Source organism: Haloferax sulfurifontis ATCC BAA-897 (assembly GCF_000337835.1).
Classification (GTDB): domain Archaea; phylum Halobacteriota; class Halobacteria; order Halobacteriales; family Haloferacaceae; genus Haloferax; species Haloferax denitrificans.
Genome location: NZ_AOLM01000004.1, coordinates 229,246 through 250,356 on the forward strand (window position 1 = coordinate 229,246; position 21,111 = coordinate 250,356).

General features: G+C 69.0%; 24 protein-coding genes. 16 read left to right on the top strand and 8 right to left on the bottom strand.

The annotated features are described in order from the left end of the window. Positions 1 to 88: 88 nt before the first annotated feature. Positions 89 to 532: a hypothetical protein gene (locus C441_RS03380; RefSeq protein ID WP_007273794.1), complete on the top strand. Its 444-nt coding sequence runs from the start codon at positions 89 to 91 to the stop codon at positions 530 to 532. Positions 533 to 595: 63 nt separating this feature from the next. Here the strand turns inward: C441_RS03380 and C441_RS03385 are convergent, their stop codons facing one another. Further along, positions 596 to 835 carry a hypothetical protein gene (locus C441_RS03385; RefSeq protein WP_007273795.1) on the bottom strand — a complete coding sequence of 80 codons (240 nt, stop codon included), beginning with the start codon at positions 833 to 835 and terminating at the stop codon, positions 596 to 598. 76 nt (positions 836 to 911) lie between these two features. After that, on the bottom strand, positions 912 to 1,196 hold the full coding sequence (locus C441_RS03390; RefSeq protein WP_007273796.1) for an acylphosphatase: 285 nt from the start codon (positions 1,194 to 1,196) through the stop codon (positions 912 to 914). A gap of 177 nt (positions 1,197 to 1,373) precedes the next feature. On the opposite strand from C441_RS03390, the gene C441_RS03395 reads away from it, so the two are divergent. From C441_RS03395 to C441_RS03420, 6 genes are all read left to right on the top strand, one after another. Further along, the gene (locus C441_RS03395; RefSeq protein WP_007273797.1) at positions 1,374 to 2,735 is read left to right on the top strand and encodes a phosphopentomutase/phosphoglucosamine mutase; all 1,362 of its coding nucleotides are present in this window, start codon (positions 1,374 to 1,376) and stop codon (positions 2,733 to 2,735) included. 188 nt (positions 2,736 to 2,923) lie between these two features. Beyond that, positions 2,924 to 4,054: a BMP family lipoprotein gene (locus C441_RS03400; protein WP_007273798.1), complete on the top strand. Its 1,131-nt coding sequence runs from the start codon at positions 2,924 to 2,926 to the stop codon at positions 4,052 to 4,054. A 224-nt stretch (positions 4,055 to 4,278) separates the two neighbouring features. Continuing rightward, the gene (locus C441_RS03405; protein WP_007273799.1) at positions 4,279 to 5,838 is read left to right on the top strand and encodes an ABC transporter ATP-binding protein; all 1,560 of its coding nucleotides are present in this window, start codon (positions 4,279 to 4,281) and stop codon (positions 5,836 to 5,838) included. Beyond that, a complete protein-coding gene (locus C441_RS03410; RefSeq protein ID WP_007273800.1) occupies positions 5,835 to 7,103 on the top strand; it encodes an ABC transporter permease in 1,269 nt (422 codons plus the stop codon). The genes C441_RS03405 and C441_RS03410 overlap by 4 nt, the downstream gene beginning before the upstream one ends. Further along, entirely contained in the window at positions 7,100 to 8,203 is a 1,104-nt protein-coding gene (locus tag C441_RS03415) for an ABC transporter permease (protein WP_007273801.1), read from the top strand. The genes C441_RS03410 and C441_RS03415 overlap by 4 nt, the downstream gene beginning before the upstream one ends. 159 nt (positions 8,204 to 8,362) lie before the next feature. Continuing rightward, on the top strand, positions 8,363 to 9,778 hold the full coding sequence (locus tag C441_RS03420) for a geranylgeranyl reductase family protein (RefSeq protein WP_007273802.1): 1,416 nt from the start codon (positions 8,363 to 8,365) through the stop codon (positions 9,776 to 9,778). Here C441_RS03420 and C441_RS03425 read toward each other — a convergent pair. Further along, the gene (locus C441_RS03425; RefSeq protein WP_007273803.1) at positions 9,753 to 10,946 is read right to left on the bottom strand and encodes a sensor histidine kinase; all 1,194 of its coding nucleotides are present in this window, start codon (positions 10,944 to 10,946) and stop codon (positions 9,753 to 9,755) included. The two genes, C441_RS03420 and C441_RS03425, sit on opposite strands and share 26 nt — an antisense overlap. A 128-nt stretch (positions 10,947 to 11,074) precedes the next feature. Beyond that, positions 11,075 to 12,358: an amidohydrolase gene (locus C441_RS03430; RefSeq protein WP_049920401.1), complete on the bottom strand. Its 1,284-nt coding sequence runs from the start codon at positions 12,356 to 12,358 to the stop codon at positions 11,075 to 11,077. Positions 12,359 to 12,486: 128 nt separating this feature from the next. Between C441_RS03430 and C441_RS03435 the strand changes: the two genes are divergently transcribed. Together C441_RS03435 and C441_RS03440 are read left to right on the top strand one after the other, a co-directional pair. Beyond that, entirely contained in the window at positions 12,487 to 14,037 is a 1,551-nt protein-coding gene (locus C441_RS03435; RefSeq protein WP_007273805.1) for a Na+/H+ antiporter NhaC family protein, read from the top strand. Next, the gene (locus tag C441_RS03440) at positions 14,034 to 14,297 is read left to right on the top strand and encodes a DUF7513 family protein (RefSeq protein ID WP_007273806.1); all 264 of its coding nucleotides are present in this window, start codon (positions 14,034 to 14,036) and stop codon (positions 14,295 to 14,297) included. Before C441_RS03435 ends, C441_RS03440 begins: the two co-directional genes overlap by 4 nt. 63 nt (positions 14,298 to 14,360) lie before the next feature. Here the strand turns inward: C441_RS03440 and C441_RS03445 are convergent, their stop codons facing one another. Next, the gene (locus C441_RS03445) at positions 14,361 to 14,690 is read right to left on the bottom strand and encodes an uS10/mL48 family ribosomal protein (protein WP_004969907.1); all 330 of its coding nucleotides are present in this window, start codon (positions 14,688 to 14,690) and stop codon (positions 14,361 to 14,363) included. Positions 14,691 to 14,848: 158 nt separating this feature from the next. On the opposite strand from C441_RS03445, the gene C441_RS03450 reads away from it, so the two are divergent. The 3 genes from C441_RS03450 to C441_RS03460 all read left to right on the top strand — a co-directional run bounded on the left by C441_RS03450 (position 14,849) and on the right by C441_RS03460 (position 17,085). After that, positions 14,849 to 15,304, top strand: coding sequence for a bis(5'-nucleosyl)-tetraphosphatase (locus C441_RS03450; protein WP_007273807.1), 456 nt, complete (start codon positions 14,849 to 14,851; stop codon positions 15,302 to 15,304). Between the two features lie 163 nt (positions 15,305 to 15,467). Next, positions 15,468 to 16,460, top strand: a complete 993-nt coding sequence (locus C441_RS03455) for a DUF5787 family protein (RefSeq protein ID WP_007273808.1) — start codon at positions 15,468 to 15,470, stop codon at positions 16,458 to 16,460. Between the two features lie 25 nt (positions 16,461 to 16,485). Further along, positions 16,486 to 17,085: a class I SAM-dependent methyltransferase gene (locus C441_RS03460; protein ID WP_007273809.1), complete on the top strand. Its 600-nt coding sequence runs from the start codon at positions 16,486 to 16,488 to the stop codon at positions 17,083 to 17,085. Positions 17,086 to 17,103: 18 nt separating this feature from the next. On the opposite strand, the gene C441_RS03465 is transcribed toward C441_RS03460, so the two are convergent. Continuing rightward, the gene (locus C441_RS03465; RefSeq protein ID WP_007273810.1) at positions 17,104 to 17,604 is read right to left on the bottom strand and encodes a DUF5797 family protein; all 501 of its coding nucleotides are present in this window, start codon (positions 17,602 to 17,604) and stop codon (positions 17,104 to 17,106) included. Between the two features lie 99 nt (positions 17,605 to 17,703). On the opposite strand from C441_RS03465, the gene C441_RS03470 reads away from it, so the two are divergent. The 4 genes from C441_RS03470 to C441_RS03485 all read left to right on the top strand — a co-directional run bounded on the left by C441_RS03470 (position 17,704) and on the right by C441_RS03485 (position 19,954). Then, complete coding sequence (locus tag C441_RS03470; protein ID WP_007273811.1) at positions 17,704 to 18,477, top strand: enoyl-CoA hydratase/isomerase family protein; 774 nt, start codon at positions 17,704 to 17,706, stop codon at positions 18,475 to 18,477. Positions 18,478 to 18,597: 120 nt separating this feature from the next. Further along, positions 18,598 to 18,855, top strand: coding sequence for a DUF5789 family protein (locus tag C441_RS03475; RefSeq protein ID WP_007273812.1), 258 nt, complete (start codon positions 18,598 to 18,600; stop codon positions 18,853 to 18,855). 117 nt (positions 18,856 to 18,972) lie between these two features. Continuing rightward, positions 18,973 to 19,293, top strand: coding sequence for a transcription factor S (locus tag C441_RS03480; RefSeq protein ID WP_008574128.1), 321 nt, complete (start codon positions 18,973 to 18,975; stop codon positions 19,291 to 19,293). Between the two features lie 40 nt (positions 19,294 to 19,333). Continuing rightward, positions 19,334 to 19,954: a DUF6517 family protein gene (locus C441_RS03485; RefSeq protein WP_007273813.1), complete on the top strand. Its 621-nt coding sequence runs from the start codon at positions 19,334 to 19,336 to the stop codon at positions 19,952 to 19,954. A 51-nt stretch (positions 19,955 to 20,005) separates the two neighbouring features. Here C441_RS03485 and C441_RS03490 read toward each other — a convergent pair whose 3' ends face one another. Together C441_RS03490 and C441_RS03495 are read right to left on the bottom strand one after the other, a co-directional pair. Then, positions 20,006 to 20,731, bottom strand: coding sequence for a methyltransferase domain-containing protein (locus tag C441_RS03490; protein ID WP_007273814.1), 726 nt, complete (start codon positions 20,729 to 20,731; stop codon positions 20,006 to 20,008). Next, positions 20,728 to 21,111 carry a nascent polypeptide-associated complex protein gene (locus C441_RS03495; RefSeq protein WP_083874860.1) on the bottom strand — a complete coding sequence of 128 codons (384 nt, stop codon included), beginning with the start codon at positions 21,109 to 21,111 and terminating at the stop codon, positions 20,728 to 20,730. The genes C441_RS03490 and C441_RS03495 overlap by 4 nt, the downstream gene beginning before the upstream one ends.

Sequence of the window (21,111 nt, forward strand, 5' to 3'; positions counted from 1 at the left end):
CGGTCGGCGTTTCGCCCCGTTCTCGCCCGGTTTCGAGCCTCGGGTCTCCGGCCCGAAGCTACATCTGCGACCCATCCTAACCCCGCGTATGTACACCGGCAGGACGGACCAGCCCTGCTGTCTCTGTGACGACCCGAAGACCGTCGCCCGCATCGCGGTCCCCCCGCGAGCGGTGATGCTCATGGAGAACGCCGCCCCCATCGCGTGGCGCGACATCGTCGGCGACGTGACGCTCCAGTTCTGCGAGAGCGACTGGGAGCTCGTCGCCGAGTTGGTCTTGGACCTCGGCATGCACCCGCTTTCGCGGTGTAACGTCGCCCGCGCGGACTTCAGCATCCGCGAGGACTTCGAGGCGCTTCTGAACAGCACCCGCGACGAGCCCGACCAGACAGAACAGGAAGACCGCATGCTCGCCGAGGCGCGCGCCGTCATCGACGACTCTGACGACCCCATGGTCGAGGAACGCGACCTCGTGGAGGCGCACGTCGTGGTCCGCGCGATGGCCGAACTCGGCGTCGACCGGCCGGCGTGAGCCGTGCTGTGCCGTGCTGTGCCGTGCTGTGCCGTGTCTCGCGCCGATTTCACGTGCCGATTCTCACGCGCCGGTTGCCACGCCGAACAGCCGCGTCGACCCCCACGAGAGCACGACGATGCCGGCGATGAAGACCGCGAGCGCCGCCATCATCGGGAACGGGTCGAGCGACGGCCCGCCGAGGAACGGCCCGCGGACGATGAGAAACGAGGTGCCCATCGAGAGGCCGAGCCCGACGCTCGTGACGAGCGTGAAAAACAGTTTGGCGACGCCGATTCCCCGCGTGTCGTTCCGGAAGCGCATGGGGACAGGTCCCCCGAACCCCGCTTGAACGATTTGGCCGTCTCGTTGATGTTATCGGTCGGTTGTCGGGTTCCCGTCAGCGCTCGACGCGGAAGCCGGTCTCGCCGTCCGGTTCCTCGTAGGTGACGTCCACGTCCTCGACGGTCGCCATCGGACTCCCGTCGTGGCACCACTCGACCATCGCCTCCACGTCGTCGCGGGGGCCCTCGAAGACGGCCTCGACGCGGCCGTCGGCGAGGTTCTTCACCCAGCCGTCGACGCCGCGGTCGCGGGCGGTGTCGCGGGTCGTCGCCCGGTAGTAGACGCCTTGGACGTGGCCCGAGACGTAGACGTGCGCGCGAGTTCGGCCGTGTTCGCTCATGGCTTTCGCTTCGTCCCCCGGCGTCAAAGGCGTGCTGTCTCGGGCGGTCGGTTCCTCGGGGGGCAGGCTCCCCGAGCGACCGTCTCCGCGGTCGTCGCCGCCACCGACCCGTGCGCCCGCCTCGCACGCATCTCCCGAACCGTCAGCATCTAAGTACGACCCCGCCAACGCTGGACTATGGAACTTTTCGGCACCGCCGGCATCCGCGGGAGCGCGACGGAGCGAGTGACGCCGGAACTCGCCCTCAGCGTCGGCCGCGCCGCCGGCCTCGCCGCGCTCGAATCGGACGGGTCCGCCGAGTTCGTCGTCGGCCGCGACGGACGGACGACCGGACAGGGCCTCGTCGCCGCCGTCGAGGCCGGCCTGCTCTCCGCGGGCGCTGACGTGACCCGCGTGGGCGTCGTCCCGACGCCGGCGCTCGCGTTCGCCTCGCGGGGCCGCCGCGGCGTCATGCTCACGGCCTCGCACAACCCCCCGACGGACAACGGCATCAAGATGTTCGTCGACGGACAGGAGTACGACCGCGACCTCGAACGAGACATCGAGACGCGGGTCGAAGCGGGCGCGACCCCGGCCGACTGGGACGACTGGGGCGCGGCCGGGACGAGCGGCGTCCTCGACGCCTACCGCGACGCAATCGTCGAGTTCGCCGGCCGGCACGGGTCGGACCTCGACGGCCTCTCCGTCGCCGTCGACTGCGGCAACGGCATGTCCGCACTCGGCACGCCGCAGGTCCTCCGCGACCTCGGCGCGCGCGTCGTCACGCTCAACGGGCAGATAGACGGCCACTTCCCCGGCCGCGAGTCGAAGCCGACGCCCGAGACGCTCGCGGACCTCATCGCGTTCGTCGCCGACGGCGACTTCGACTTCGGCATCGGCCACGACGGCGACGCCGACCGCATCGTCATCATCGACGGAAACGGCGAGGTCGTCCACGAGGACACCGTCATCGCCATCGTCGCCGAGCACTACGTCCGCGTCTCCGACGCCGACGACCCGGTCGTGGTCACGACGCCGAACGCCTCGGGCCGCATCGACGAGCGGGTCCGCGAGGCCGGGGGGCGCGTCGAGCGCGTCCGCCTCGGGGCGCTCCACGAGGGCATCGCCAGCGCCCGCGCCGGCGGCGGCGACGTGGTGTTCGCGGCCGAGCCGTGGAAGCACATCCACCCGTCGTTCGGCGGCTGGATAGACGGCATCGCCTCGGCGGCGCTCGTCGCCCGTCTCGCCGCCGAGTCCGGCATGGCCGGCCTGCGCGAGCCGGTTACGGAGCGCCCGTATCGCAAGGTGAGCGTCCCCTGCTCCGACGAGAAAAAGGGGGCGGCGATGGCGGCGCTCGAACGCTCGCTCCCCGAGGCGATGGCCCCCGAGTCGGTCGACACCGAGTACGGCGTCCGACTGGAGTTCGCCGACGCGTCGTGGACGCTGGTCCGCCCGTCGGGGACCGAGCCCTACATCCGGGTGTACGCTGAGGCCGACGACGTGGACGCGCTCGTCGACGAGGTGACGGCCGTCGTCGAGGGCGAAATCGAGGACGCCTGAGCGGGTACCGGGGCAGGTTCGACCCGGCGCGAGCGCGAGCCGGCGCGGCGCGAACTCGACGTCCGCGGAGGTGAACCGCGGTCCCGTCCCCGCCGATTTGCAAACGTGGTGATGCGACGCCGCTGAAACCGCGAAACGACACCTTTATGCAATTTTCGCGGCCCCTGTCTCAATAGGAGTTCATAGATATGGACAGACGTTCTTTTGTCAAAGCGGCAGGGGTCGCGGGTATCGCGGGCCTCGCAGGTTGTACGGGCGGACCGTCCGAGGGGAGCCAAGAGACGACGGCGACGACGACCGAGTCGTCCGGCGGCGAGGAGACCACGGCGGCCGAGCAGACGACCGAGGAGTCCGGTCCGGCGGCCTACGTCGGCATGGTCTACGCGCTCGGCGGTCTCGGTGACAAGTCGTTCAACGACGCCGCGAAGCGCGGCATCGAGCAGGCGACCTCGGAGTTCGGCGTCGAGTACGACGAGGCTCAGCCCTCGGCGGCCGAGGAGTTCCCGCAGTTCCAGCGCCGGTTCGCGCAGTCGTCGAATCCGGACTACGACCTCGTGTCGTGCATCGGCTACGCCCAGAAGTCCGCGCTCGCGGAGACGGCACCGAACTTCCCGGAGCAGAACTTCATGATCGTCGACGACACCGTCGACGAGGACAACGTGGCGAGCTACCTGTTCCGCGAGGAGCAGGGCTCGTTCCAGGTCGGCTACCTCGCCGGTCTCCTCACCACCCAGGAGTTCTCGGCGGGCTCCGGCTCGACGACGCCCGACTCGAAGAACGTCGGCTTCGTCGGCGGCGTCGACGCCCCGCTCATCCGGAAGTTCCAGGCCGGCTTCGAGGCCGGTGTGGCGCACGCGGACGAGGAAATCACGGTCGACGCGGCCTACGCCGGGTCGTTCTCCGACTCCGCGAAGGGGAAGGAAATCGCCACGTCGATGTACGACAACGGCGCGGACATCGTCTACCACGCGGCCGGCGGCACGGGCCTCGGCGTCTTCCAGGCGGCGAAAGAGCAGGGTAAGTTCGCCATCGGCGTCGACTCCGACCAGTCGCAGACCGAGCCGAACTACGCCGACGTCATCCTCGCCTCGATGGTCAAGCGCGTCGAGTCGGCGGTGTACACCTCCGTCGAGAACGTCGTCAACGACGAGTTCAGCGGCGGCTCCACCATGACGCTCGGCCTCGAAGAGGACGGCATCGCCGCCGTCTACGGCGCGGAACTCGGCTCCGAAATCCCGCAGGACGTCAAGGACGCGCTCTCGGAGTCCCGCGAGGCCATCATCGCCGGCGACATCGAGATTCCGACGACGACCGAGTAACCCCGCGACCCGTCACTCGCATTTCTTTCGACGCCGCGCCCCGAGCGACGGCGTCCGAGACGAAGCAGTCAATATTGCCGGTTCCACACCGCGGGCAGTCGAACATGCCCGCGGGTTGAACAGTTCGAACTCCCCGATAACCGCCGCGACGCTCCGTGTGGACCACTCCCGCGTCGACTCGAATCCCACGAGTTTAAGCGAACCCCCCCGAAAAAAGGGTCAAGATGAGCACCGCTGTTCATCTCGACGAAATCACAAAACGGTTCCCCGGCGTCGTGGCGAACGACGACGTGGACCTGACCGTCGAGCGCGGCACGGTGCACGCACTTCTGGGAGAGAACGGGGCCGGCAAGACGACGTTGATGAACATCCTCTACGGGCTCTACGAACCCACGGAGGGGACCGTCCGCGTGGACGGGAAAGCGCGGGACTTCGACTCACCCGCGGACGCTATCGACGCCGGAATCGGTATGATTCACCAGCACTTCATGCTGGTCGACCCCATGACGGTCGCCGAGAACATCGTCCTCGGCAACGAACCGCGCAAGTGGTTCGGCACGACCGTCGACCGGGAGCGCGCGCGCCAAGAGGTCATCGACCTCTCGAACCGATACGGATTCGACGTGGACCCCGACGACGCCATCGAGGACGTGAGCGTCGGCGTTCAACAGCGCGTCGAGATTCTGAAAGCACTCTACCGCGGGGCGGACATCCTCATTTTGGACGAGCCCACCGCGGTCCTCACTCCCCAGGAGGTCGAAGAGCTGTTCCGCGTCTTCGAGGAGCTGACTGCACAGGGGAAGACGATTATCTTCATCAGCCACAAGCTCGGCGAGGCCATGCACGCCGCCGACGACATCACCGTCCTCAGAAACGGCAAGAACGTCGGCACCGTGAAGGCCGACGAGACGTCGAACGAGGAACTCGCCGAGCTGATGGTCGGCCGCGAGGTCCTCCTCGAACCGAAGGCCGAACCGCAGGAACCGGGCGACGAGGTGCTCGCGGTGCGGAACCTCTCGGCGGAGGACAACCGCGGCATCCCCGCCGTCTCCGACGTGTCGTTCGACATCCGCGAGGGCGAGGTGTTCGGCGTCGCCGGCGTCGACGGCAACGGCCAGTCGCAGTTGGTCGAAGCCATCACCGGCCTGCGGACGCCGACCGAGGGCTCGATTACCTACAAGGGCCGGGACGTCACCGACGCCTCGCGCCGCTCCCGCATCGACGACGGGATGGCGTACATCCCCGAGGACCGACACGAGCGCGGGCTCGTGATGGACTTCGACCTCGTCCAAAACGGCATCCTCGGGAGCCAGCACAGCCCGACGTTCGCCGCCGACGGCCGGATACACTGGTCCGACGCGCGCGACCACGCGGAGCGAATCATCGACGAGTACGACGTTCGACCGCCGCACGCCGACGCCGACGCGGAGTCCTTCTCCGGCGGCAACCAACAGAAGTTCATCGTCGGCCGCGAGTTCGAACGCGAACCGGACCTCGTCGTCGCCACCCACCCGACCCGCGGCGTGGACATCGGCGCGATGGAGTTCATCCACGAGCGGCTCTTGGACCTCCGAGCCGAGGGCAAAGCGGTGCTTCTCGTCTCCTCGAAGCTCGACGAGGTGCAGGGCCTCTCGGACCGCCTCGGCGTCATGCACGACGGCGAACTCATGGACATCGTAGACCCACGCGACACCACCGAAGAAGAGATCGGCCTGCTCATGGCCGGCGAACGCCCCGACGCCGACGCGACCGACGCGGAACCGCCCGTGGGTGACGCCAGATGAGCGCGGTCGAGAACGCGAAGGCCGTTCTCCGGCGGCTGACGGCCGCCTCCGCGACCGAGCGCATCCTCATCAGCTTCGCCGCGCTCGTCATGGCCGTGCTCGTCGGCGCGGTCATCATCCTCGTCTCCGGCCGCATCACGACGTGCCAGACCGCGGCGACGACGCTGTTCGGTACCGGCTTCTGTTACGACCCCGTCGAGGTGTACCTCGTGCTGTTCAACGGGGCGCTCGGCGAGCCGTTCCTCGTGAACAGCCCGGGGATTCTCAAACCGCTCAACCCCGACTGGAACCCGCTGAACTTCGGGCTCGCGCTCACGCTCAAGGAGACGACGCTCCTCATCTTCACCGGCCTCTCGGTCGCCGTCTCCTTCCGCGCGGGCCTGTTCAACATCGGGACGCAGGGACAGCTCGTCCTCGGCGGCCTCGCGACGGCGCTGTTTTCCTTCTTCGTCGCGCCGATGCTCCCGTCCGGGCTCGTCGGCGGCCTCGTCCTGATTCCGCTCGCCGTCATCGTCGGCGCGCTCGTCGGCGGCCTCTACGGCGCGATTCCGGGCGCGCTCAAGGCGTACGCCGACGCCAACGAGGTCATCACGACCATCATGCTGAACTTCATCGCCGCGCAAATCGCGTTCGTCCTCGTCAGCGAGTTCTTCTCGAACCCCGACTCGCAGGTCGTCGAGACGACGCCGCTTCCCGGTTGGGCGACGCTCCTCCCGGTGGCGTTCCCGCAGGGGGGCGACTTCTCGATTCTCGCGCTCGCGTTCGGCCTCGCGCTCGTCGTCGCCGTCTGGTTCCTGCTCGAACAGACCTCCTTCGGGTACGACCTCCGGACGAGCGGCGAACAGCCCGAAGCCGCCGAGTACGGCGGCGTCGACGCCAAGCGAACGACCGTCACGAGCATGTTCCTCTCCGGCGCGCTCGGCGGCATGGGCGGTGCCATCTGGGTGCTCATGGTCATGGGCAAGTGGCAGGCCGGCGTCCCCGCGCTCGGGTTCGACGGCATCACCGTCTCCATCCTCGCGGGGAACAACCCGTTCGGCGTCGTCCCGGCGGCGCTCCTGTTCGGGACGCTCAAGTCCGGCTCCCTCGCGGTCCAGTTCGGGACCGGCGTCCCGAAACAGCTCGTCGGCGTCCTCCGCGGTCTCATCATCCTGTTCGTCGCGATGCCCGAGTTCTTCCGCATGCTCGGCTCCGCCATCGACCTCGAACCGGACCGGGAGACCGTGGCCACGGACGGCGGCGCTCTCGGAGGTGACGACGAATGAGCACGACCACCATCGACCGACTCCGCGACACCGAACTGTCTTACAGAGCGACGCTCGCCGGCGGGGCGCTGAGCGTCTTCCTGCTCATCGCACTGCTCGGCCTCGCCTTCCCGAGCAGTATCTGGGGCAACCTCCTCGCCATCCTCACCAGTCGGAGCACGCTCTCGTCGGCGCTCCGGCTCTCGGTGCCCATCACCTTCGCCGCGCTCGGCGGTATCTTCTCCGAGAAGGCCGGCGTGGTGAACATCGGGCTGGAGGGTCTGCTCATCATCTCGGCGTTCACCGCGGTCATCACCACGGCCGTCGTCGGCCCCGAGATGACCGTCCTCGGCCTGCCGGCCATCTGGATCGGCTTCTTCGCCGGCGTCCTCTCGTCGGTGCTGTTCTCGGCGCTGTTCGCCGTGGTCTGCATCCGCTTCAAGGCCGACCAGATTATCGCCGGCCTCGCCGTCTGGCTCATCGCGCTCGGCCTCGCGCCGTTCGCGGCGACCGTCTACTACGGCGGCGTCAACACCGACAACCTCGGGACGACCCTCGGGACGTGGACGATTCCCGTCCTCTCGGACATCCCGTTTTTCGGTGCGCTGTTCGACGCCGACCCCGCGGTGTACATGATGCTCGTCGCGGTCCCGACGTCGTGGTACGTCCTGAACCGCACGGCGTTCGGCCGCCACGTCCGCGCGTCCGGCGAGAACCCCAAGGCGCTCGATACCGTCGGCGTCGACGTGAGCCGCGTCCGCTACGCGGGCGTGCTCCTCTCGGGCTTCCTCGCCGGCATCGGCGGCTCCGCGCTGTCGCTCGGCCTCGGCCAGTTCGTCGGGAACAACCAGACGATGGTCAACGGGAAGGGCTTCATCGCCATCGTGGCGTTCCTCTTCGGGAACTACAACCCCGTCGGCGCGTTCGGCGCGTCGTTCCTCTTCGCGGGGCTGGAGGCCGCCCAGATTCGCCTCCAGCAGGTCCCCGGCTACGGCGTTCCTGACTCGCTCATCCAGACGATTCCGTACGTGACGGTCCTCGTCGTCCTCGCGCTCGTCGGCCGCACCCGCATCCCGGCCGCCTCGGGCGAGCACTACGACACCGGCGACGACAACCGCTGAGCGACTCGGTCGCCTCGGGTTTCCGTTTTCTCCTGCCTCTCGTCCCCGGTTTCTCCCCGTCGAGCGCCGCGTCTCGGCGGGAGCGGTTCCCGCCGGAGTCGCCCCGCGCGGTCGGTGCGGGAGTAAAGAGTTTTCAGCCCGCGATATGGAGGTGATACCATGTCCACAGACGAGAACGACACCGCCGGGGACTCCTCGGCGAGCCCACGGACCCAGTCCGTGGACGTGGTGGTCGTCGGCGCGGGAACCTCCGGCTGTTACGCCGCCGCCACCATCGCGAACGCGGGCTACGACGTGACCATCGTCGAGCGAAAGCCCGCGGAGGAAGCGGGCCACATCGCCTGCGGCGACGCCCTGAAGGGCGCGGACGCCTTCCCCGAGGCGATTCCGAAGTCGAAAATCGAGCCCGCGTTCACCAACACCGAGGTCGACCACGGCCGCTTCGAGATTCCGCAGGAGGACACCGTCCTCGACATCCCGGTCCCCGGCGAACTCGCCGTCATCGACCGCTGGGAGTACGGCCGGCTCATCATCGAGGGCGCGGAGGAAGCCGGCGCGGAACTCCACTACGACACGGTCGTCCAAGACGTGACACAGGACGACGACGGCACCGTCACCGGCATCGTCGGCAAACACGACGGCGAGGTCGTCGAGTACGACGCCGACATCGTCATCGACGGCGCGGGCTCGCTGTCGCTCCTCCAGGATAAGGTGGACTTCGCCGGGACCACCTTCGACACGAACGTCTCCTACCAGCACTTCTCGTCGGCGTACCGCGAGGTCGTCGAGGTCCCCGAGCCCGTCGAGTGGTCGGACGCGCTCGTGTTCAAGCCCGCCGAGGTCGCCGCGGGCTACGTCTGGTACTTCCCGCGGACGGAGACGACCATCAACGCCGGCCTCGGCTTCCAGATGACAGAAGAGCCGATGAAGCTCGTCGACGACCTGAAAAAGGACCTCCGCGAGCGCCCCGAATTCGAGGGCGCGGAGGTCGTCGACAAGCTCGGCGCCGCCCTCCCGACCCGCCGCCCCTACGACTCGGCGACCGCGCCGGGCTACATGGCCGTCGGCGACGCCGCGGCCCACGTCAACCCGACGACCGGCGGCGGCATCGCCGGCGCGGCCTACGCCGGGAAGTACGCCGGCGAGCAGGCCGCAATCGCGCTCGAAGCCGGCGACGTGAGCGAGGAGACGCTGTGGCGCTACAACCAGCGCGTCATGGACCACTTCGGCGGCCGCTACGCCAGCCTCGACGTGTACAACATCCTCTCGACCGCCGTCGACGTGGACGACCTGATGGGCCTCATCGCCTCCATCCCCGGCGAGAAGCTGGCGGAGGCGCTCTACTCCGGGACGACCTCGTTCGGCCCGGTCCTCCTCGCGCAGACCGCGGCGTCGAGCTACGGCCACTGGAGCCAGATTTACGAGTTCTTCAAAGTCAAGCGCCTCGCCGACGAACTGCTGGCTCACTACGGCCGCTATCCGAGTCGGCCGAGCGCCCTCGAAGGCTGGAAGGTCGAGCGGGACCGCATCATGGACGACATCTACGAACTCACCGGCGCGGACCCGAAGTACTGACCTCGGACTCCGCCGCGAACGAGACGCCTCGGAACTCGAACCGCGCGCCACCGTTTTCGCCGGTCGTCGCCGTCACCTCCCAGCCGTGAGCGTCGGCGACGCCGGCGACGATGGCGAGGCCGAGACCGGTCCCCTTCGTATCGGTGCTGTAGCCCGACTCGAAGATTCGGTCTTGTTCTTCCGGCGGGATGCCGGGGCCGTCGTCTTCGACGAAAAAGCCGTCTTCGAGCGGGCCGACGCGGACGTTGACGCCCGGTGTTCCCCCGTCGGCGTCGGCCACCGCCCGGCGGCCGCCCGCGCCTGCCGGGGTAGTTTCGGCGGCGGACGACTGGTCGCTCCGAGCGCCGCGCTCCGCGGTCTCGTCGGAGGAGTCCCGGCGGTTCGTGGAACCGTGTTCGACGGAGTTCCGAAACAGGTTCTCGAAGACGGCGGTGAGTCGGCCCCGGTCGGCGAGCAGTCTCGCGTCGGCCTCGACGGTGAGTCCCGACGCCCCGAGGCTGGTGTTCGTCACCGCGTCGGCGGCCACGGTGGCGAGGCTGACGGGCTCGACGTCGCCGACCGACTCGCCGACGCGGGCGAGCTGGAGCACGTCCTGAATGAGCGCCTCCATCCGGTCGTGGGCCTCGGCGACCGTCGAGAGGTGGTCGGTCCCGTGGCCCTCGCGGGCGAGTTCGAGTCGCATCTGGGCGACGTTCAGCGGGTTGCGGAGGTCGTGGGTGACGACCGACGCGAACTGGTCGAGCCGCTCGTTGCGGCGGCGCAGGTCCGTCTCGCGGGCGTCGCGGTGGGTCGACCACCGGAGCGCCCCGACCACGAGCGCGACCGAGCCGACGAGGAGCGTCCCGTCTTCGAAGACGAGCGTGACCGCCTCGGGCTGGGTGACGAGCTCGTCGACCGCGTCGGTGACGGCGTAGACGGCGAACAGCGCGGTCCCGGCGTACAGCGGCCGCCAGACCGCCTGCACGTCGCGGACGGTCCCGACGACGAACGCGCCGGCGAGGGGAATCGGAACCAGAAGCAACTCCACGGCGAACCGGAGCCAGCGAACCTCGGTGCTGTGGGGGAAGACGGCGACTTGGACGACCGCGACGCCGACGGCGATGCCGACGACTGCGAGACCCGGACGCAGGTCTGTGTCTTCGGTCGATTCACCGCCGAGGAACCCCATCGCTGGCGGCTATGCACGGGGGGGACAAATAACCGCTGGCGGTTCGTCGGGGCGATTCGGGCGACAGTGTGCCGTCTCCGTCGCGGTAACGCGGTCAGAGGTGGCTCGAACGACGCGCTCGGACCGTCTCAGGGACGCTCGGCCGCGATTCGCTCGACGCTCCCGGCGAGCACGTCGACGGCGATGCGGATGGTCTCCTCGTCAACGTCGAACGTCCGGGTGTGGTGGCCGCCGGGGTGGTCCGTGCCGACGCCGACGTAGGCCGCGAGGCCGCCGCGGTCCTGCACGCGTTGCATGAGGTACGTCGCGTCCTCGCTCCCGCCGAGTTCGTCGCGGTCGAGGATGGAGGTGACGCCCTCGACGCCCTCGCTCACGCCGCCGACGATGGCCGCGAGCGCGTCGTCGCTCCGGGCGCTCGGGGCCTTGCCCTCGACGTTGATTTCGACCTCGCAGTCGTGCATGGCGGCCGCGGACTCGATGATAGTGTGGGCGCGGCCCTCGACGTACTCCATGAGTTCCGTCGTCGCGCCGCGCACCTCGCCTTCGATGAACGCCTCTTCGGCGACGATGTTCGTGGCGGTGCCGCCGCCCATCAGCCCGACGTTGACGCGGGTCGCCCCGTCGGAGTGCCGGGAGATGCCGTAGAGGTTCTGAGTGGCCGTCGCGGCCGCGAGGTTCGCGTTCTTCCCCTCCTCGGGTTTCGCGCCCGCGTGGGCCGGCGCGCCGGTGAACTCGGCGCGGAAGTGCGAGACCGCGAGGAAGCCGTCGATGCCGCAGACGACCTCGCCGGTCGGGTGGTCGAGACCGACGTGGACCGCGAGCAGGTAGTCCACGTCGTCTAGGTGGCCGCCCTCGGCGACGGCCTTGCCGCCGGCGACCTGCTCCTCGCTCGGCTGGAAGAACACCTTGAACGTCCCCTCGAAGTCGGAGTCGATGACGGCGTCGAGGACGCCGAGCCCGATGGTCGCGTGGGCGTCGTGCCCGCAGGCGTGCATGAAGCCCTCGTTCTCGGAGCGGAAGCCCTCGGCGGCCGGGAGGTGGTCATCGGCCTCGGACTCGGGGATGGGGAGCGCGTCGATGTCGACGCGGAGGCCGACGGTCGGGCCCTCGCCGCGTTCGACGACGGCGACCGCGCCGGTGTAGCCGCCGGCGAGACGGTCGAGCACGTCCTCGCGCGCGCCGGCCTCGCGGGCCCGCTCGAACCACGCGTCGAGGTCGTCGTCGTCGGGGACGGCCATGCGCTCGTCGGCGTCGAGCGTCTCGGGGCCGACGTAGAGCGCGTCGAGGTCGCGCGTCTCCAGTTCGTCGACGAGGCGGGCGGTGGTGTAGAACTCGCACCACGCGGGTTCGGGGTGGCGATGCAGGTCGCGGCGAAGCGAGACGAGGTCGTCCATCGTCGCTCGGTTGCTCATGTCTGGACTCTTTTTCCCCGGCAATGATAAACGCTCCCGACAGTTCGTGGGCGAGAAACTCAACTTTGGAAGAAATAGTTGGAGGAAATTCGTGCCTATTATATATCCCAGTCAATCTCTGACAAACGATGCCAGAAGAACCGGACATCGAGCTCAGTTTCCGCGGCGGGCGCCTCGTGAGCGCCCTGCCCATCGCCCTGTTCATCGCGTGGGCGATTTTCCAGAGCGGTATCCTCGGTATCGGCGATACGACCGGCCTCGTCGCGGGGATGCTGACAGGACTCATCGTGGGACTGCTGTTCGTCCGGGGAGACTGGAAGGACTACGCGGACGTCATCTTCGCCGGCATGACCCGCCGAGTCGCCGCGACGGCGGTCGTCGCGTGGCTCTGGGCGGGGATGTTCGCCGAGACCATCCAGGTCGGCGGCTTCGTCGACGGCCTCGTCTGGGCGGCCACGGTCCTGAACGTCGGCCCGGGGCTGTTTCCGGCGGTGACGTTCCTGCTCGCGGCGCTCCTGGCGACCGGTATCGGCACCGGCTACGGCACCGCAATCGCCTTCACGAGCCTCGTCTTCCCGGCGGGGCTCCTCCTCGGCGCGAACCCCGTGTTGCTGTTCGGCGCGATTCTCTCCGGCGCGGTGTTCGGGGACAACCTCGCGCCCGTCAGCGACACCACAATCGTCTCCGCGGTCACGCAGGACGCCGACATCGGCGGCGTCGTCGCGTCCCGCGTGAAGTACGCCGTCGTCGCGGCGGCGCTCGCAATCGCGGCGTATCTCGTCGCCGGCTTCGGTATCCCCGGCGTCTGGGGCGGCATGCCGCACGTCGACGTGGCCGGCGAGGTCTCCGCGTCGGTGTCGCCGTGGGGGCTCGTCCACCTGCTCGACATCGCCGTGGTCATCGTCCTCGCCGTCCGCGGCCGGCACATCATCGAGGCCGTCTCGTGGGGCCTGCTCCTCGCGGCGGCGTTCAACGTCGCGCTCGGCGCGGCGAACCTCGTGGACGTGTCGGCCGGGAGCATGCTCCTGTTCAGCGCGCCGCAGAACGGGCTCACGCAGGCGGTCGAGGCGCTTCCGCTCCTCGGGGCCGTCGTCGAGACCGTCCCCGCGGGACAGGTCGGCGTCGGCGGGAGCGTCTACTCCGGCGCGGCCGGCTTCTTCCCGCTTATCGTCCTGACGCTCTTGCTCGTCGCGGGCGCGGAAATCATGCGCGCCGGCGGCGGCTTCGACGCGATTCAGGAGCTCGTCATCGACCGCGTCGCCACGACGGTCCGCCGCGCGGAGACCACGATGGTCGTCGGCACGGCGCTCGTCAACGCGACGGTCACCATCAACACGGCGGCCGAAATCGCCATCGCGCCCTACATCGCCACGCTCGGCAAGCGCTTCAACATCAACGGCTACCGCCGCGCCAACATCCTCGACGCCAACACCTCGGCGCTCGGCTACATCTTCCCGTGGGGCGGCGGCCTGCTCGCCGGTTACGGGGCTATGCAGGGGCTCGTCGGCGGCGAGGCGACGCCGTGGTTCACGGCCGAGATGCTCGTGAACCCCGCGTCCGTCTTCCCCTACGTGTTCCACGGCTGGTTCCTCGTGGCGGTGTTCCTCTTCGCCGCGTGGACCGGCTACGGCCGCGAGTACGTCTCCGACCGCACGAGCGAGGAGGTGAGCCGCGTATGAGCCGCCTCGACAAGCTCTTGGCCGGCTGGACGTTCCGCACCGCGACGCCGACGTTCGAACCCGGCGAGGTCATCACGGCCTACGTCAGCGAGCGCAACGGCGACGGCCTCACCGTCCGCATCGGCGACTCGGTCATCCGGGTCGAAGACGGCGGCGACGCGGCCGTCGAAGACAAGATTCGGCTTGAGGTCACGTCGTTCGACGCGACCAACCACGTCGGAACCGGCGACGTGGTCGAACTGCTCGGGCCGGACGCCTGAGCGACCGCAGAGACCGGAGGAAAAGCGGGGACCCGCGTCGTTTTTCGCGTTCCGCGGCCGCCGTCAGCGACGGTGGCCGAGCGGCTTTTTCTGTTCGACTTCGATTTCGAGGTGGACGCTGTCGGGGAACTCCTTGAGGCCGACTTCGCGGGCGATCTGGTCCGCGCCGTGGATTTCGAGGCGGCGGGTGTAGACGGGGTAGGACCACGACGAAAACTGGTCGCCGGGCTGGAGCGTCCGGTACTGCGGGACGCTCACCTGTTTCGGCTGGTCGGAGTGGGGGCCGCGGCACTCCGCGCCCTTCCGCTCGATGAATTGCTTGAGGTCGTCGACCACCCGGTCGAGGACCGCCTTATCACCGCTTTGAAAGGTGAGTTTTGTGACGAAGGCCATAGCTGGGTACTACTCCTTGTTGCACGCTCCGACGGTAAAAGCGCATCTACACGAACCGGTGACTCGGGCCCCCACGACCCGAATCCCGAGTGAAAAACCGTGCGAACGCGCTACAGGCTCCGATACCCTCTTAAAGGGTGGCACGTTTATTTCGGGTAATGGCAGTCGAAGCGGTCAGCGCTGGAGCCATTCTCTTCCGCGACACCCGCGGCCGGAGGGAGTACTTACTCCTGAAGAGCCGTCCCGGGGACTGGGAGTTCCCGAAGGGCGGGGTCGAAGGGGACGAGGAGCTTCAGCAAACGGCAATCAGGGAAGTCAAAGAGGAGGCGGGAATCCAAGATTTCCGTCTCATCGACGGCTTCCGCGAGGACTACAGCTACGTCTTCGAAGCGAACGGTACGACGATTCACAAGACGGTCCACCTCTTTATCGCGCGGTCGTTCGAGGCGTCCGCGGAGCTCTCGACCGAGCACCGCGACCTCCAGTGGCGCGACTACGAGCAGGCCATCAACACCATCACGCAGGACGGCCCCCGCGAGATATTCGAGCGCGCCCACGAGTTCCTCGACGAACTCGCCGCGAAAAACGAGGGCGAACACAAGTACCTGAAGTAGCGTCGGCCGGTTCGGCCGACGCCCGAGACGCGATATCCGCGAGCGCCAGCGCCGCGGTTCGGCGCGAGCGGCGACACCCGCGGTATCGTCTGCTTCGTCGTCGGGCCGGACGCCGAAGCCGCCCGACCGAAACGCCTTCGGCTCCCCGCCGCAACTCCCGGTCGTGAGCGACGCCGCCGACCGCGACAGCGACCGTGACCCCGAGTTCGCCTTCGAGCTACGGGTCTGCCGCTGGGCCGAGCGCGCGTGGCACCCCGACGGCCCGCGCCCCGCGTTCGTCGCCCGACAGCTCGGCACCCGAGAGCGCCGCTGGGACACCGTCGTCGTCGAGGTCGACCCCGAGGCGTTCGCCGCCCGACGCGCCCTCTCGACCGACGGCTTCGACTCGGACCTCCTGCGCGTCGTCCGCCACGCGCCCGCCGAGTGGGCGTGGTACAGAGACGCCGTCCCCGAACCCGACTTCCCGTGGCGACACGTCGTGCCGGCGGTCCACCGCGCCGCGGGGCTCGGGCTCGTCGAGAAACGCCGCGGCTCGCGGAACCGCGTCGAGTACCGACGGACTGCGCCGTACCCCGACTGGGTCGAGCGCGTCGTCGCCATCGAGAACAAGCCGGACCTCGACGCCAGCGCCGCGCGCGCGCTCGCCGACCAACTCGAACACGACGTGTCGCGGGCGCTCGCAGACGAGGTCTGGGTTGCCACCGAGGTGACGGGCCGACGGGTCGAACCCGCCCTGCTGGAGGACCTCCCGGTCGAAGTCGGCATCCTCGGCGTCGACGGCGACTCGGCGGAGGTGCTGTGGCACCCGAGTTCGCTCTCGCCGGACCCGGCGGACGCCCGGCGGCGACTCGTCCTCGCCGAACGCGCCTTCGACCGCGGCTGGCGGAACTACGTGGACACGATGCGACCCGACTGCCGTCACTTCGAACTCGACCGGCGCGGCCGCGCGCTCGTCCCGCGGTGCGCCGCGAAAGACTGCTATCAGAGCCAACGCGAGTGCGCCCACTCGTGTCCGTCGTTCGAGCCGGAGCCGCCGGCGTGGCGGATGAAGGGGTGGCCCATCGAGGGCGGCCCCGGAAAGGGTGTGCGCCGGATTCTGGAGGCACGGCGCGAGCGCGAACGAGACCGCGCCGAACGCGGGAGTGAGAACGCCTAACTTCGCGCCCCTCGGACCGACTGATATGGAACGATTCCAGAACACGAGTCTGCCGGACTGGGATTGGTGGGGAAAGCTGTGGCCGACGCCGGGCGAGACGCTTCGGGACCTCGGGTTGTCGCCGGGCGACACCGTCGCCGAAATCGGCTGTGGAAACGGCTACTTCGCGTTGCCGGCGGCGCGAATCGTCGCGCCGGCCACGGTGTACGCGGTCGACCTCGACGACGACCTCCTCGCGGAACTCGACCAGCTCGCCGCCCAGCAACGCATCGACAACGTGGTATCGGTCCGCGGCGACGCCCGCGAGCTATCGGGGCACCTCGCCGACCCCGTCGACGTGGCGCTGTTCGCCAACGCGTTCCACGGGGTCGACGACCCCGACGAGTTCCTGACGGAAGTCGAGTCGATTCTCGCCGACGGCGGCCGGTTCGTCGTCGTCAACTGGCGGCCGCTCCCCCGAGCGGAGACGACCGTCGCGGGCGAGCCTCGCGGCCCGCCGACCGACCTGCGCCTCGGTCCCGAGGAGACCGCGGCGATGGTCGCAGAGGCGACCGACCTCGCGGCGACGGCGGAACTCGACATCCCGCCGTACCACTACGCGCTGGTGTTCGAGCGGCGAGAATAGCGTCGCGGAGACGGGCGGTCAGACGACTTCCACGTCGACCTCGTCGCGCTCGACGGCGAGGCGGAACGTGGGGACGGTCCGGTAGACGACCTCGATGACGCCCTTGCGGCGGAGGCTCTGGAGCGCGCGGCGCACGTCGTCCACGTCGGGGTCGATGTCGAACTCCTCGCGGAGCTTGTTGAGGACGCTGACGACGCTCTCGGAGCGGTCGTCGGGGCCGGCGACGACCTCGAAGACGCGGGCTTCGAGCGAGGGGACGCGGATGACGCTCGGCACGGACTCCGCCTCGTCGTCGCCCTCCACGCCGGGTTCGACGCCGACGAGTTCGGCGGCCTCCGCGGTGGCGCGGATGAGGCTGTTGTCGTCGCGGTAGTAGTAGTCTTTCAGCTCGGATTCGAGGTAGCGGTGGACCTCGCTCCCGCTTTCGAGGTCCCAGCGGTTCTGTAACTCCTTGTTCTTCGTCGGCTGGAGCCGGACGATGTCGGCGAGGCGTTCTTCCGCCTCGTCGGAGAGCGTCATATCGGTGGATTCGACGGAGGGGGTATAACGTTGTTCTGGATTCTTCGGCGCGACCGGCGAACGTTAATTATTATCCCTGTGCCTCGCGTCGCCCCGAGTATGAGCTGGGACACCCTCCGACTCGACTGGGACGGCGACGTGGCGACCATCACCATCGACCGCCCCGAGCAGATGAACGCGCTGAACGCGGACACGCTCGACGCGCTCGAAGCGGCGCTCGACGAGGCCGAAGACGGCGGCGCGCGGGTGGTCGTCCTCACCGGCGCGGGCGACAAGGCGTTCGTCGCGGGCGCGGACATCGGCTACATGAAGGACATCGGAACGCCCGCCGCGCAGAACTACGCCGAGCAGGGCCACCGCATCGCGACGCGCTTGGAGGAGTTCCCCGCGCCGACCGTCGCGGCCATCAACGGCTACGCCTTCGGCGGCGGCATGGAACTTGCGCTGGCGTGTGACCTCCGGGTCGCCTCCGAGCGCGCGCTCCTCGGGCAGACCGAAATCGACCTCGGCATCACGCCCGGTTGGGGCGGGAACGTCCGCCTGCCCGCGCTCGTCGGCGACGAGGTCGCGCGACGGCTCATCTTCTTCGGCGAGCGCATCGACGCCAGCGACGCCCACGAGTACGGCATCGTCGGCGAGGTCGTCGCCCACGACCAGCTCGAATCGCACGTCGAGGACCTCGCCGCCGAGCTCGCGTCGAAGCCGCGACACGCCCTCGCGGGCGCGAAAGCCGCCATCAACATGTCTCACGACGCGCCGCGTGACGCCGCGCTCGACTTCGAGGCCCGCGTCTGGAGCGGCCTGTTCGGTACCCACGACCAGCGCGAGGGGATGGAGGCGTTCCTCGACAAGCGCGACCCCGACTTCGAATAGAACTCGACTGAGAGACCGTTCTCCGGTGATGTCGGCCGATTAGCCTCACCGATTCCGCACTGTCGCCGTGCTAGCACGGCTCCTACAACTGCTAATACGCTCCATGTATAATGAACAATCGTGAAAGAATCCATCACGCTCGGCCGCGTCGAATCCCTCCTCGAAGACCTCTCGTACCCGGTCTCGCGCCGGGACGCCGCGGCCTCCCTCGACGGTGTGACGGTGCTCATGGCCGACGGGAACGCCGACCTCGGCGAGTTGGTCGGGAACTGCCTCACGGCCGAGTTCGCCGACGCGAAGGACCTGTACTACGAACTGAACAACGCGATGCCCATCGAGGCGCTCGGCGAGCCGGGGCAGTCCGACGGCGACGCCTGAGTCGCCCGTTTCGACCCGGTTCAGTCGCTCGCTTCGCGCCGGCCTTTTTCAGCGCTCACCCCGCGAGCGCGGCGCAATCCTGACGCTTAAGTCCTTCAAGCGGTAGGACGTACTATCATGGAGTTTTGCGACGACTGCGGGTCCCTGATGACGCCGCAAGACGGCGTCTGGGTCTGTCCGAACGGCCACGAGAAAGCGCGCGACAGCGAAAAGGAGAAGTCGATGGTCACGACCGAGGGCCAGGAGTCCAGCGAGGTCGTCGACATGTCCGACGTGGACAACGCCGACATCGGGCCGACGACGAAGGCCATCTGCCCGAAGTGCGGCCACGACGTGGCGCGCTACGAGATGAAGCAGATTCGCTCGGCCGACGAGTCCGAGACGCGTTTCTTCACCTGCGTCGAGTGCGACCACAAGTGGCGCGAAGACGACCACTGAGCGACTCCCCTTTTTGAGCCCTCCGTCCGTAACGCGGGGTATGGCCGACGCGCTCGCCCCGCCGACCCTCCCGCCGCTTGAGGGGTGGGTCCGCGTCGACGACGCGACCGACCGCCCGTTCGAACTCGGCCCCGTCAGCGTCGTCGCCCGGACGGTCGTCTACGAGGACGCCGCCATCCGCGAGCGCGTGCCGGCGGCCGCCGACGCCCCGTGGCGTTTTCTGTTCGCCAGCCGCCTCGAAATCCGGCCGCACACGCCGCCGTCGAAGGCGCTGACGAAACTGGTCGGCAAGCGCGCGAGCGCCGGTTTCCGGTCGCGCCTCGAAGCCCGCGGCTTCTCGGACGTTCGGCGCGTCGAGTCGCGGACGCTCCGGGTTCGGGTCGGTGGCGGCGACGAGACTGGTTCCGCCGGCGACGGCGGGACCGAAGCCGAGGCCGACGTGGTCCGGTACGCCGCGACCGTCGAACTCGCGGGGGTCGAACTCGCGGCCGACGCCTACCTCGCGGTGACGCCGGTCGACGGCGAGTTCCTCCTGACCGGCGGCGCGTACCCCCGCGAGGTCCGCGGCGGCGACGCGGAAACGGCGGCGGCGCTCCGCGAGGTAATCGAGCCGGAGCGGTTCAGAGAAGAGCTGTTTCGCGTGATTCGCCGCGTCGGGTGAGGCGACGCCGACGGACCGAAAACGGGGCTGGCCCGGCGGCGTCGGTGTCGTTCACTCGTTGCGGGCGAACACGAGGTAGCCGGTGTGGCCGACGCCGGCGGTCGAGGGGCGCGACCCCCGGTCGTTGAAGTCCATGTGGCGCTGAATCGTCTCGAACGTCTCCACGTCCGAGAGGCCCGCCTCTCTGGCGGCTTCGACCGCCGCGCGCGTGCCCTCCACGAACGGGGAGTAGACGGCGACGTAGCCGCCGGTCACGAGCAGGTCGGGCGCGTGGCGGACGACCTCGGGCGCGTTCTCGGTGTCGAGGGTGAGCGCGTCGAACGCCGACGCCGCGAGGTCGTCGACCTCGTCCGTGATGTCGCCGGTGCGAACGTCGACGCGTTCTTCGACGCCGGCGAGTCGCATGTTCTCGCGGGCCACGTCGGCGAACTCGGCGTCGCGTTCGAACGTCGTCACGTCGACGCCGAGGCGACCGAGGTACGCCGAGAGGACGCCCGTGCCGGTCCCCGCGTCGAGGACGCGCTCGCCGGCCGCGATGCCCGTGTGGCCGACGATGAGGCCGATGTCTCGCGGCATCATCGGCGCGCCGGTGCGCTCGAAGTGGTTGAAGAGGTCCGGGCCGCGCGGCTCGCGGACGAGGAACTCCTCGCCGATGTGGGTTTCGAGCGTCTGGCCGGCTTCGACGTCCTCGGGGACGGTGAGCATCCCGAGGTCGGTGTGAAGCTCGTCGCCGGGCGCCCGGAGGTACTCCCGGTCGCCGTGGACGAGGAGTATCACTCCAGTCGCGCGATGGCCGCGGCGAGGTCGCCGTCTTCGGCCTCCAGCGCTTCGCGGGCCTCGTCCTCGGGGACGCCGGCGCGCTGGGCCACGATGGCCACGTCGTCGGCCGGGATGGCGTCGGCGGCCCCGGCGGACTCAGCGGACTCGTCGCCGCCGTCGTCGCCGGCACCGAGTTCGCGCGTCTCGGGCTCGCCGACGATTTGGTACGTCTCCTGGCCCTGCGCGTCCATGCGCGTGACCTGCGCGTCGCTGAAGACGAGTTCCTCGTCGGCCGTCTTGATGACGACTTCCTCGGCATCGAGCTCCGTCACGTCGATGCCCATCTGCTTCATCATCTGCTTCATCTTTCGCGGGTTCATCCCGCCGCCTCCAAACAT

What these genes read in the sequence shown, in the direction of transcription:
- C441_RS03470 (WP_007273811.1), top strand. Translation starts at nt 17,704, where the DNA reads ATGAGCTGGGACACCCTCCGACTCGACTGGGACGGCGACGTGGCGACC.
- C441_RS03445 (WP_004969907.1), bottom strand. Translation starts at nt 14,690, where the DNA reads ATGGCCTTCGTCACAAAACTCACCTTTCAAAGCGGTGATAAGGCGGTC.
- C441_RS03440 (WP_007273806.1), top strand. Translation starts at nt 14,034, where the DNA reads ATGAGCCGCCTCGACAAGCTCTTGGCCGGCTGGACGTTCCGCACCGCG.
- C441_RS03380 (WP_007273794.1), top strand. Translation starts at nt 89, where the DNA reads ATGTACACCGGCAGGACGGACCAGCCCTGCTGTCTCTGTGACGACCCG.
- C441_RS03435 (WP_007273805.1), top strand. Translation starts at nt 12,487, where the DNA reads ATGCCAGAAGAACCGGACATCGAGCTCAGTTTCCGCGGCGGGCGCCTC.
- C441_RS03480 (WP_008574128.1), top strand. Translation starts at nt 18,973, where the DNA reads ATGGAGTTTTGCGACGACTGCGGGTCCCTGATGACGCCGCAAGACGGC.
- C441_RS03400 (WP_007273798.1), top strand. Translation starts at nt 2,924, where the DNA reads ATGGACAGACGTTCTTTTGTCAAAGCGGCAGGGGTCGCGGGTATCGCG.
- C441_RS03485 (WP_007273813.1), top strand. Translation starts at nt 19,334, where the DNA reads ATGGCCGACGCGCTCGCCCCGCCGACCCTCCCGCCGCTTGAGGGGTGG.
- C441_RS03425 (WP_007273803.1), bottom strand. Translation starts at nt 10,946, where the DNA reads ATGGGGTTCCTCGGCGGTGAATCGACCGAAGACACAGACCTGCGTCCG.
- C441_RS03395 (WP_007273797.1), top strand. Translation starts at nt 1,374, where the DNA reads ATGGAACTTTTCGGCACCGCCGGCATCCGCGGGAGCGCGACGGAGCGA.
- C441_RS03410 (WP_007273800.1), top strand. Translation starts at nt 5,835, where the DNA reads ATGAGCGCGGTCGAGAACGCGAAGGCCGTTCTCCGGCGGCTGACGGCC.
- C441_RS03465 (WP_007273810.1), bottom strand. Translation starts at nt 17,604, where the DNA reads ATGACGCTCTCCGACGAGGCGGAAGAACGCCTCGCCGACATCGTCCGG.
- C441_RS03495 (WP_083874860.1), bottom strand. Translation starts at nt 21,111, where the DNA reads ATGTTTGGAGGCGGCGGGATGAACCCGCGAAAGATGAAGCAGATGATG.
- C441_RS03385 (WP_007273795.1), bottom strand. Translation starts at nt 835, where the DNA reads ATGCGCTTCCGGAACGACACGCGGGGAATCGGCGTCGCCAAACTGTTT.
- C441_RS03415 (WP_007273801.1), top strand. Translation starts at nt 7,100, where the DNA reads ATGAGCACGACCACCATCGACCGACTCCGCGACACCGAACTGTCTTAC.
- C441_RS03460 (WP_007273809.1), top strand. Translation starts at nt 16,486, where the DNA reads ATGGAACGATTCCAGAACACGAGTCTGCCGGACTGGGATTGGTGGGGA.
- C441_RS03430 (WP_049920401.1), bottom strand. Translation starts at nt 12,358, where the DNA reads ATGAGCAACCGAGCGACGATGGACGACCTCGTCTCGCTTCGCCGCGAC.
- C441_RS03405 (WP_007273799.1), top strand. Translation starts at nt 4,279, where the DNA reads ATGAGCACCGCTGTTCATCTCGACGAAATCACAAAACGGTTCCCCGGC.
- C441_RS03390 (WP_007273796.1), bottom strand. Translation starts at nt 1,196, where the DNA reads ATGAGCGAACACGGCCGAACTCGCGCGCACGTCTACGTCTCGGGCCAC.
- C441_RS03450 (WP_007273807.1), top strand. Translation starts at nt 14,849, where the DNA reads ATGGCAGTCGAAGCGGTCAGCGCTGGAGCCATTCTCTTCCGCGACACC.
- C441_RS03420 (WP_007273802.1), top strand. Translation starts at nt 8,363, where the DNA reads ATGTCCACAGACGAGAACGACACCGCCGGGGACTCCTCGGCGAGCCCA.